Annotated in this window: 8 protein-coding genes; 5 read left to right on the forward strand and 3 right to left on the reverse strand. The window is 38.2% G+C overall.

All coding sequences use genetic code 11. The annotated features are described in order from the left end of the window. Positions 1–42: 42 nt before the first annotated feature. On the reverse strand, positions 43–885 hold the full coding sequence (locus PLL47_RS09725; RefSeq protein WP_324445999.1) for a CPBP family intramembrane glutamic endopeptidase: 843 nt from the start codon (positions 883–885) through the stop codon (positions 43–45). A gap of 2 nt (positions 886–887) precedes the next feature. Then, positions 888–1,775 carry a DUF8471 domain-containing protein gene (locus tag PLL47_RS09730; protein WP_324446000.1) on the reverse strand — a complete coding sequence of 296 codons (888 nt, stop codon included), beginning with the start codon at positions 1,773–1,775 and terminating at the stop codon, positions 888–890. Between the two features lie 973 nt (positions 1,776–2,748). Here PLL47_RS09730 and PLL47_RS09735 point away from each other — a divergent pair. The 3 genes from PLL47_RS09735 (at position 2,749) to PLL47_RS09745 (ending at position 6,960) form a co-directional block, all read left to right on the forward strand. Next, positions 2,749–3,648 carry a glycosyltransferase family 2 protein gene (locus tag PLL47_RS09735; RefSeq protein WP_324446001.1) on the forward strand — a complete coding sequence of 300 codons (900 nt, stop codon included), beginning with the start codon at positions 2,749–2,751 and terminating at the stop codon, positions 3,646–3,648. Between the two features lie 20 nt (positions 3,649–3,668). After that, positions 3,669–4,682, forward strand: a complete 1,014-nt coding sequence (locus PLL47_RS09740) for a glycosyltransferase (protein ID WP_324446002.1) — start codon at positions 3,669–3,671, stop codon at positions 4,680–4,682. A 256-nt stretch (positions 4,683–4,938) separates the two neighbouring features. Next, positions 4,939–6,960: a putative glycosyltransferase family protein gene (locus PLL47_RS09745; RefSeq protein WP_324446003.1), complete on the forward strand. Its 2,022-nt coding sequence runs from the start codon at positions 4,939–4,941 to the stop codon at positions 6,958–6,960. Positions 6,961–7,197: 237 nt separating this feature from the next. On the opposite strand, the gene PLL47_RS09750 is transcribed toward PLL47_RS09745, so the two are convergent. Continuing rightward, on the reverse strand, positions 7,198–8,403 hold the full coding sequence (locus PLL47_RS09750; RefSeq protein WP_324446004.1) for a glycosyltransferase: 1,206 nt from the start codon (positions 8,401–8,403) through the stop codon (positions 7,198–7,200). Between the two features lie 201 nt (positions 8,404–8,604). Between PLL47_RS09750 and PLL47_RS09755 the strand changes: the two genes are divergently transcribed. Both PLL47_RS09755 and PLL47_RS09760 read left to right on the forward strand, forming a co-directional pair. Then, the gene (locus PLL47_RS09755) at positions 8,605–9,789 is read left to right on the forward strand and encodes a glycosyltransferase family 4 protein (RefSeq protein ID WP_324446005.1); all 1,185 of its coding nucleotides are present in this window, start codon (positions 8,605–8,607) and stop codon (positions 9,787–9,789) included. A gap of 685 nt (positions 9,790–10,474) precedes the next feature. Beyond that, on the forward strand, positions 10,475–11,700 hold a 1,226-nt coding region (locus PLL47_RS09760), incomplete at its 3' end, for a right-handed parallel beta-helix repeat-containing protein (protein ID WP_324446006.1).

Consider the following 11,700-nt stretch of genomic DNA (forward strand, 5'->3'; position numbering starts at 1 on the left):
GGAGAAACGAACCAGAGAAATGTACATCTTCAAAAAATAAATTTAAAGTAAATGGGGAATTACCCCAAAGAGAAAGACGTTTATGAAGCCGTTGATCATTGCGACCAGAGGGAGGCTTCGGGTTCTATAGAACATATATCCTATAATAAAACCTACAAGGAATGTGTAGAAAATTTCAATTATGTTTCCGTACCCTGAATGCATTAGTCCGAACAGGGCACTTGTCACAATTATGCCTCCTCGACTTCCTAGAAACACTTCAAGTCTATTCTGCAGAATAGATCTGAAGATGATTTCTTCAACAAGGCCCACTAAAAAGACCATAACAAGGGTAAGTATTAGAAGGGGGATTATTGAAAGATCAGGGATCAGGTAGTTTGTCTCTATTATAAGGTATTCCCCTAATCCGAGAAGGAGGCCAATAATTATCGAGAGTGGAATATAGATCCATATTCTTTTGAAGGTTATCCCAAGTTGCTCCCGGGTAAATCCCTGGCTGGTGAGTGCAATGGTTACTGGAATTGTGAGGAGTCCGTAGATAAAGACAAATAAGTAAAGGGTTATCTCATAAAATGCTGGCATTGAGATGTTTACAAGTCGCAGGACGGGAAGCAGAATAAGAGCCTGGTAGGTTTTCTGAATTTCCACGTTCTTTATATATAACATGGAAAGAGATAGCCCAAAAAGCAGGGCTGCATGTACTTCCATTGCTTCTACAACATTTCCGGAGTAGATCATAAATTCTGCAATAGCGATGACTAAAACCGGAACAATAAGATAAAGCCCTTTGTTTCTTAATTCAGGCTCTGGTGTTGCCCTGTTGTCAGACACATACATTTCCCGATATTCGGATTTTCTCATTTCCTGATTTTCATGTATCTCCATTTTCAGGCCTCCTCGGTAACGTTTATCCACAGGAGAAGGTCCTCATAAGGCGTTTTCTTGTCAGTATCATTGAAAAGCAGGAACTGAAGCTCCAAATTTTTTCCTTTAATTGAGGGGGTTATCTCAAGTGGTTCTTCAAGGGTCGTATTGTCGTCAAGCTGTATATGCCTCAGTTTCTCAGGCAGAGCCAGGGATTTATTTTCGAGCCTGACATCCATCGTATAATTTACTGTTCTGTGCTCATGGTTTGCGACCCCTATAATAACTGTTCCGCTTTCTCCCTGTATATACTCCGTAGTATAATTTTCAGCTTTTCCCTCGGGCCCGAGAATATAGAATTCTGTAAAAGGATCCTGTTCATGGGGAACTATGGCCAAATAAGCAACAGTTCCGACCAGAACCAGAATGGAAATTGCCAGAAAAACCCTGAGTGTTTTTTCCGTTGAAGATTCTGGTTTTCCCAGAACTTCAATCAAGAGCGAACGGGCAGAATCTTTGAAAGAGACTTCAAAGGCTTTGTCTTCTGGAAGTTGCCTCCTGCGGACATATGCTGCTGCACATGCCAGGATGATGAACACAGAGAGGCTTGCGAGAAGAGGTATTTCTCTGATCCCGAAAGATGTATTATTAAGTACAAGTCCTATGATAGGTACGATTGCAACACTTATTCCTACAGAAAGTGCCGCCCTCTCGATTCCTTCAAGTCCGCTTTTTGCTGGAAATAGTAAGGCCACAAGGGCATACCCTGGTAGAAATAGCATCAGTGGCAGGCCAAGGACTGTGCGAATAAAACTCTCACTGAGTACAGGAATAAATACGAAGATATCCGTAAGAATTACAAGACCTGCCACAAACAGCAGATCAGATGGAAACTTCTGGTTTCCGGCCATATGACTCCTCATAAAACGGTTTTAATGTTTTCTGGTTTCCCAGGTTTATTCTTTTGTGTATTCAGGCTAATTCTGCCGATTTCATTATCAATCTTCAGGATTTTCAGATAATCTTTTTGGACGTTTTCCCGGCTGGTCTGCTATAATATTCTGTTGTAAATAGTTGAAAACCGGAAAGATGATCAATTGCCCTTGCTTCAGTTCAGGAGCTTATTTTTAGTGTAGTAAAGCTTCCGTTTGTGAATAATCCATATTATTTCAATAATGATTTTAATTTGAGTAGATCAAATTCTCTTTTCGTATAAAATATCTTTCCCTTTTCCTGTCTATTATTATATAAATATATTTATTCTCCCGCCATTTCTGAGATGTTTTACAGTTTGGATTTAATTCGATGATTCTTCTGGAATGATTTTTTTCTCCTAAATACATTTATTTGGCATGAAAGTGCTCTCAAGTACTTTCATTCTTTGGGCATGTTACTCGAAGAATGTCATACTCGTTTTTTTATTATGTGTCCTATATCAAGGAAAACGCCGTTAACTCTACTTCTGTGTAAATTTTAATAGTTTTTCTGGTTATATGTATATTTTTTCATTGGAATTCCTAAGGCTCTTTTTGATTAATAGGCTTCTAATATGAGTCAAATTCTTTTTTGTTATTGAAATTACTACTCAATTATTTTTTGTGTCTAAATGCTTATATATCTCATATATTAAAACAAATACACGTCCTATTTCGAACTATGACTTGCTTGCAGAAGACCTTTCCTTTCCCTAAAAAAGCGTAAATATCCCCCAATTATTCTTCTGCATTCGTAGTTGCAGGTGATCCACAGAAACCCTTTAAAATAAGTGGAGCGATGACTCTGAAAAATGTGCTTACTGTATTCGAAATTTTCTTTGAGTTTTCTATAGATACACAGTCTATTGAAAATGTTAAATTCTTTTATACAAGAGGTAGTTGATTATACATGACCATTACTATTGCAGCCATGCCTGCGTATAATGAAGCCCATTCGATTGCTGATGTTATCAAGGGCTGCAAAAAATACGTGGACAGGGTGGTGGTTGTGGATGATGGAAGTACTGATAATACTGTCGAAATCGCTGAGTCTCTTGGCGCTTATGTAGTCCGCCACGAGGTCAATCGAGGCTACGGGGTAGCCCTGAGAAACTGTTTTGAAACTGCCCGCAGCCTTGGTGCAGGCGCTATGGTTATAATCGATTCCGACGGTCAGCACGATCCTTCTGAAATCCCCAAACTTCTTGAGCCTTTAAAGCAGGGTTTTGACCTTGTTATTGGCTCACGGTTCGTCAACGGTAACGGAAAAAATGTTCCTATTTATCGTAAATTTGGAATGAAAGTTCTTGATATTGCAACTTACATAGCAGGCGGTCTCAATGTCACTGATTCTCAGAGTGGTTTTCGTGCTTATGGTAGAAAAGCGATTGAAAACATCAATCTGAACGGCACTGATATGTCTGCAGGCTCTGAGATTCTTATTCAGGCAAGAGATCACAAACTTAAATTTACTGAAGTAGAGATCCACTGCAGGTATGACCTTGAAGACTGCTCAAGTGAGCATCCTTTTATTCATGGTCCTCGTGTTCTATTTCAGCTTTTAAAAGACATGGAGTACAGACGTCCCTTATATTATTTTGCTGTCCCTGGTTTGATTATGGCATCTACAGGATTCCTTATGGGCCTTAAGTTTCTTCAGGATTATATTCTTGGAGGATCCCTGCGTTTTGGCCCCACACTCCTTATGGTGATGTTGACAATCATAGGAGCCTTCATGGTATTTACAGGAATTATACTGCATGCCATCTCAAGAATGATATTCTTAAATGAACAGGTTCGAAGACAATAACGGTTAAAAGTGATTACTTTATGGAATATCCTTTCATTTCGATTGTAGTAGGTATTCGCAACGAAGAGAGATATATTGAGGAATGTATTGAATCACTACTTCGTCTGGATTACCCTCAGAATTCTTATGAGATAATTATTGTCGATGGAATGTCCACTGACAAAACCCGTGAACTCGTAGAGAAATATCCGGTCAGGTTAATTCTTAACGAGAGAAAAAATGTTGCAGCAGCAAGAAACCTCGGTGTAGATAACTCTCGGGGGGATTTTGTTGCATTTACAGACGGTGACTGCAAAGCTGATCCTCTGTGGTTAAAAACCCTTGTTAATGAAATGAAAAATGCTCCTGAAGATGTAGCATGCGTTGGTGGGCCTAACTTAATATTTGATACTGATCCTATTTTTGGCAGGGTGGTAGGGTACGCTCAGGAAACATTCCTGGGGTCTGGAGGTTCTGCCCAGTCCACAAACTCAACAAAGAAACATTATGTCAGCTCTCTTCCTAACTGCAATGCGATGTACAGAAAAAATATAATCAAAGAAGCCGGGTATTTTGACGAGAGGTTTGTTGTGGGTCAGGACGGAGACCTGAATTATAGGATAAACAAAAACGGTTACAAATTTTTGTATATTCCGGAAGCAAAAGTACTGCACCATAGAAGAGGAACTCTCAAGTCATTTTCTGTAAGAATGTTTAAGTATGGCATGTGGATGGCTGAGCTTTTCAAAAAGCACGGTGAATTTGTTCGCTGGTATGCATTTTTACCCTCAATTGCTATCCTTTTCGCCGTCCTCTCGCTTATTATTTATCCTGTATCTACAGCACCGATAATGGTTCTGCTTTTAATGGGAATTTTATATTTTATTCTGATCTTTGTTACCTCAATTCAGGTGATATATAAAATGAAATCAAAATATGGCCTTTTTGCCCTATTTGTAATTCCTGTGCAGCATATTACTTATGGGCTGGGTTTTCTGTACAGCTTTGCAAACTCTCTTTTAGTTTCGAAAGCTAATTCTCTTTCGGACAGTTAATATTTAAGAAATTATCGATTACTGTAAGCGCAGATTTCTTCAAATATAATAAATGATTGGACGTATTGAGTTAACTGGAATAAATTGGAGCAAAAAATTCTTAACCAATATAGACCTCACAGTAAATCCTGTTGGTTTAGAATAAAAAATCTGAACTTTTTACTTCAGATCAGACCCTGAATCTTTGTTCAGATCCAATTCTTAATCATTTATTTCAAACTCAATATGTTATGATTGCTTAAGTTATGGAGATATTATGTTAGGATTGAGCGAAGAGACGGGACTCAAGTACATGAATAATAACCGTTTAATGAAGTTAATTTCATCCCTGTTCCCGCTAGCAATAATTATTGCAGTTATATTTACTTTTGTATGGATGTATGCAGCTGGAAAACCAGACTATGTAGTTCGTGGATTATTTACAGGAATTCCTGCGGTACTTGCCTGCCTTTTCGTATTGTACATTTACAGAAAAGATGTAAGTCTGCATGATATGGACAGTTTTCCATTCATAAACATAAAGTCTCTTTCATACATATTTAGCATATTTTATATTGGTTCAATAGCTGTGCTTTTGCTGTCTCTGGGGGAAAGGCCATGGTATTATTTTTTACTCATTCTGGTGGCTTACATTTCTGTCTTCCTGCAAATTTTCTCCAAAGAGGTAAAGCCGTCCCTTGTACTTCTTGAAGCCTTTTTACTTATGGTAAACCTTACTTACAGTGTTACCTTAAATTATGACTTCTACTTCGGAACTACTGATATTCTTCCTCACATATTTCTTTCGGAGTTTACCGCAGCAACAGGGCAGACAATTCCCACTTCGTTAAGTGACTATGCATTTTTTCCCCTGTACCATATACTCATTGCTGAGGCTTCAGAAATTCTTAATATTAGTGTGAAAACCTCACTATTCCTGATAACAGCGCCAATTTATGCTACAACAGTAGTTTTTATTTATTATCTCTTCAGTCAGATTACCTATAACAGACAGATATCCCTTCTCTCCTGCCTTCTCTACTCTGCAACTTCTATTGTGCTTTATTATGGTGCAAACGTTATCACACGCACAATGGCATATATAGGGTTTGTTATACTCCTATATCTGATTTACAGCGTTAATTTTAAAGAAGAAAAATTTTCTTTAAAAGCTCTTTCAGTAGTAGTTTTGTTTTTTTTGACCCTTGTACATAATGTTTCCATACTCCAGTTTGTTTTATTAATTGCTATTGTGTTCGCTTCGGAGTACATCGTAGGGGCCGGGAATTATGTAAGTAAGCCTTTCTTTTTACTTTTAAATGTCACATTTACCTCTTACTGGTTCTTTATGGCTTATCTGTTCATGCAAAGAGGCCTGACCCCCCGTTTACAGAGCCATTTCTGGGACTCTATAGTTATAACTGCAGGAGGTTCTGATGTGCTTGAGGAAGGGCTGCTCAGTCTGATAGGACTTCTGGATAAATCCGTATTCCTGTTTTTTGCTTTAATAGGAATAGGTTTTCTTCTCAAGAATTATAGAAAAAATTACGCTTCAGTTTTAGGGTTATTTGCCCTGTTAACCCTGATTTTTTATATTCCAAATCCTCTTAACACTATCTGGCAATTTAAGGTTCTCTTCAGAGTTGACCGGTTTATGCTTTTTGTCAGCCCTTTCATGGCCTTTGTAATGGGATATGGAATCTATGTATTCTGGAACTATATGGACAGGTATGGCTCTAAGAAATTTAATACAGTACTCTTTGTAGCTGTGCTGTTCTCTACTTTTGTCTTCATCTCTTCAGTTTTTAGCATCTCGGACTCCAATATGCTTGGACAGAGTGCAGAGCATGAATATTTTAACGGTCATGAACTGAGCGGGTTTGAACATGTTTACAAATATATCCCTGAGGGTTCTGCCGTTTATTCAGATTACTATACAACAAGGTATTTTTACCTCCCATCAGTTCCTGAAAAATCTTTGGGCATGGATTTCTCTATTTATGACAATTACAGAATCGATAATGTTAGTGAACTCTCAAGTTACAGAGGCTATGTGGTATTCAGGACTCGAGAGTTCCTCAGGAGTGGATTATACTTCGGCAGCGATGAAAGTGGCACTAAAGAAACATCAAATTATTTCTACAGAAGTACTCCAGAAAATAGAGATGACCTTGAGGCCAATATTACAAAAGCAAACAAGATTTACTCTAATCCGGCAATGGGTATCTTTGCTCCTGATCCGGCTTTAAAGAATCCCATAAGAATTTCTAAACTTAACACCACTCTTACAGGCATTTAAATGCCTGTATTTGATGCCTTTTAGGAGAATGGAGAAATTCTGTTATCTGAAAGATATTCCTTTAATGTACCCCGAGATTTTATGAAATCAGGTGAAACTCGGGCAAGATACAATTAAAGCGGATTAAAAAAGTATGAATGGGTTTGAAGAGCAGAAGCAGGTAGTATAAGTTATCAGATTCTCTTCAGTTATGAGAAAATTCCTGAAAGAAAGAAGATAACTGTTTCTCCTGCGGACTTATTTTGAATGATTTGAAAGGAGTTCTGAGTATATATCTACTGTTTTCTTTGCATGGGCTTCCCATGTGAGCCCTCGCTGAATTATACTTTCGCGCCCGTATTTCCCCATTTTTTCTCTTCTGCTTTCGTTTTCTAGTAATTTATTTATTTTTTCTGACAGTTGTACAGGATCTTTTGCAGGGACCAGATAGCCGGTTTCTCCTTCAATCATCAATTCCGGAATCCCTCCAACATCAGTTGACACAACCGGGACTTCACATGAAAGAGCTTCAAGAATAACATTTGGTCTCCCTTCTGAAAGGGAAGGCAGAACCAGCATATCCGCTGCTGAAATCCAGAGAGGAATATCCTCATGATTTACAGGTCCTGTAAATTTGACGAAGCTGGAGATTCCCAGTTCTTCTGCCCTTTTTTCCAGGCTTTTTCTAAGCCCATCATCCCTGCCTACCATATAGAGATCCGTGTCTGTATTCACAAAACTTTTTGCAGCTTCAATAAGATAATCCACACCCTTTATTTTCCTGAGGGCTCCTATAAACAGGACAATATTCTTTTCCTGAGGCAGGTTTAAAGTGTTTCTCGCATGTTCTTTTCCTGCCGGTTTAAATATCTCAGTATCTACTCCGTTGGGAACTACTTCCACTTTACTTTCGTCTATTCCAAGCCTGACTATATGGGTCTTGAGATCTTCACTGACAGAGAGGATTCTATCTGCAAAATTCATGGCTTCGATAATCTGCTTTGAAGTGTAGGATCCTTCATAGGCAACTTTTCTCTCTATCGTACCAAGGGCGCTAATTACCAGAGGAACTTTCCATTTCTTTGCAAGTTCCATCATCCCGTATCCATCTGGATATGAGAAGTGTGCATGAATCAGTTCCGGTTTTGGATTTATATTTCTCATGGCATATCTACAAACGAAGCGCGAATATGATATGCCAGTTATGGGATAGAAATACTTTTTAGGAATAGCATAAAGGTAACGTGGATAATGAAGATCATATTTTTTCATATGCTCAAGCCTGGGCAGTTTAGAAAAATTATGATAAGGAAATCCAGAGAAAGGAAGTACAAAAGCTTTTGGAGAAATAACTGTCACTTCTACTCCGCGGTCTGCGATTGAATCTATACTTTGCTTTATGAACGTTCCAAGCTGTGGGTAATACCTGTTAGGAAACTCCTGACATACTTCAAGTACTCTCATAATTTCTTTCCTTTTTAAATTTGGATGCCTCAAAAGCACACAAAGGAGAGAATTCCTTCTATAAATATCTCTCTATAAAATGCATAAATCTATTATTTGTGTATTAAAATCTAGAATCTGCTTTTCTTATCTATACAAATTAATGCTTGGAGTCGTGGGATAAGCTAATTAACTACTTTTGCTATTCAGGTAACGGCAATTATGTTTAAAAAAGTAAACAAAATTTTTCTGGTCTATTACAGCTCTTTCACTACAAAATCGGGTTCGAACGTACATATACTTGAACTCTTAAGTAATTTAAAGAAATATACGGACGTAGTTTTGTTTGCGCCAGGTCAGAAAGGTATAGAGCGTGTTTTTTCTGGAATAAAGTATGTACCTGTGATAGATAATAAGTATCTTGTACAGCCTTCCTATGAGTTCATGCTGTCCTTTTATCTTCTATACTCATGTATAAAAAGCAGACCTGAGATACTTTATCTCCGCCAGAACTCTTTTCCATTCTTCCCCATTGCTCTATGTAAAATTTTTAAGATCTCTTCCATAGTTGAAGTTAACGGACTGGTTATGGACGAGCTTAGCGTGAGCCCTGACTCTAAATCCTTCGCATACAGAGTTTTTTCCTATCTGGCACTCCGTTCTGAAAGGTTTAATTATCGATATTGTGATCGGATAGTTTCCGTAACCGACAGGCTAAAGGATGAACTTGTGAGGTTATATTCGGTTCCTGCAGAAAAAATTATTGTGATCAATAACGGGGCAAATACAGATATTTTCAAGCCCATGGATCAGGAGCAGGCAAGAGATAGACTCAAACTTGATAAGTCGAAAAAGTACATATGTTTTGTAGGGCACCTTGCAGCCTGGCAGGGCGTTGAGTTTCTTATTTATGCAGCTCCCTATATTCTGGAAAAATGTCCTGATGTCCGTTTCCTTGTGGTCGGAGACGGGGTTATGAAGAACAAACTGCTGGAAATTGCCTCGGAGATAGGGGTTACAGACAATTTCACTTTCACCGGAAGAATTCCCTATGAAATTGTCCCTGTATATATTAACGCTGCGGATGTTTGTGTTGCTCCTTTTATCAAGGATAGGAATTCAAAAATAGGACTTTCTGCCTTAAAAACATATGAATATCTTGCATGTGGAAAACCTATTGTAGCGAGCGATATTCCAGGTGTCAAAGACCTGATTGATCTTTCCGGAGGCGGAATCTCAGTACCCTCTGAGAAGCCAGAAGAACTTGCTAACGCTGTAGTAAAGCTTATTTCCGATCAAGAAATGCGGAATATCATGGGAGAACAGGGGCGTAAGTATGTTTATGAGAATCATAGCTGGGATGGAGTTGCAAGAAAGATTCTTGATATCTGCCATGAAATTATTTGATAATTTCTTCTGATGTCATAGGTTAGTCAGGAACTCATCTCGCTTTTATGATAATTTCTTTATTTTTTTAAGCAGTAACTCCCCTCTTGAGATACTTGCGCTGTACCTCCGTCAAGAACGGCCCTTAATTGGATGGAAGTCTTTTTTTCAATCTTCCTCCATTTTTAATAATTTTTGATAATTAATCTCTTCATACCTATTTATCTTGGCGCATATATTTTAACTGTTGATTCTATTGGTCATTAAGTTCCTAAAAAAATTTAAAAACAATGCACAAATACTTTTATAATATAACGGTCTAATTAACAATGTCGACTATAGAAATTTAATTAGTAACTTAGATACTAATTTATTTCTAATGTTTGTATGGGGGGAATTCAGTATATTGGAGGTAAATTGCCTTAATTATGGGTATATTAATTCCGTGTCCAGTATTTATTTAGCCTAATAGGATTCACTAACTTTAAGCTGAATTGTTCCAGTGATTATTTTATTGTTTGAACACTTGGTAAGTGGATACTATTTGCAGAATACTGTCTGATTTGTTAAGATCAGTCAAATTTAATTTACTCATATTTTGGCTAACTACCTACAATATTCTCAGAAATTAATCGGCAATTCGGAGTGAACTTCTACCTGATACACATAATAAAATAATATATTATGACAGCCCCAGGTGATAACAATGATAAAACAAGAATTGGGGGTCCTCCTCCTTATAGGATGCTTTATAATTGCAAGTGTTCCTACGGCTTCATGCCGGAGCCCCGCACCTATAATTTACGTTTCAGGAGATGGGAGTGGGGACTTTAACTGTGATGGAAAAGATGACCATGTGCAGATAAACCAGGCCCTTAAATTCGTGGCAGAGAACTCTACTTATACAACTGTCTACCTCAAAGGGCCTTTTACATATGTAATTGATGATACTCTTCTGATAGGAAGCAATACTATTCTTGAAGGGGACTCAAATGCTGTGATTAAGCTGACCGATAGTGCAGGCTGGGATACTATGAAACCTCTTATCCAGCAGATGAGCAGTTCAGGGAATACCAATATTACAATAAGAGGTTTCGAAGTCGATGTAAATCATGATGGTAATAGTGAACTTGCTAAGGGTAAGGGCTACTACAATGTGATTTATTTCCTCTACACCAGCAACGTATCTGTCCACGATATGTATATGCACGATGGACATGGGGACGGGCTCAGGATAAAATACGGTAAAAATATTCAGTTTTATAACAATACGATATATCAACTTGGGCACGATGGCCTTTTTGCAATTGAGTGCAGTAATGTAGAAGCCTGGAATAATACCATAACCTGCAGAACTAACAGCGCTCTGAGGGCATGGAATACAAATAATGTAAAGTTCCATGACAACTTCATTGATTCCTTTTACCACTGGAGTGCAGGAGGTCCGGGTATCCAGATTGAGAGATCTGCAGGTGACATGAATAACATTGAGATCTATAATAATACAATTACAAACACCTACGGTCCAGGCATCTGGCTTATTGGAACTGCCGGAGCATATAGTTCAAGTTTGTCAAGTGTACATATTCACCACAATGTTTTCTATGGTTCCGGAACCAATCCGAGCATTGAGTGGGTTGGTGGGGTTCTTACCAGCGGGTTCCATAATATCCTGATTGAAAATAACGTCTTTGATGGAGTTTATAATGCGGCAGTTGTCGCTATGTATTCAACTGACAGCAATGCCGGACCCTCAGGAACAGGATTCACAACCACTGTCCGTAATAACATAATTGTAAACACCGTGCCTCGTACGAAAAATGCTGCAGGAACTGGATACGGTGTGATTAATCGCCTTACAAGTTCCCACACCATTGTACTGGAAAACAACTGCCTCTACAACAACACTGCAGGGAACTACAAAAATGTTAA

The sequence above is a fragment of the Methanosarcina sp. genome, assembly GCF_035390745.1.
Taxonomy (GTDB): Archaea; Halobacteriota; Methanosarcinia; order Methanosarcinales; family Methanosarcinaceae; genus Methanosarcina.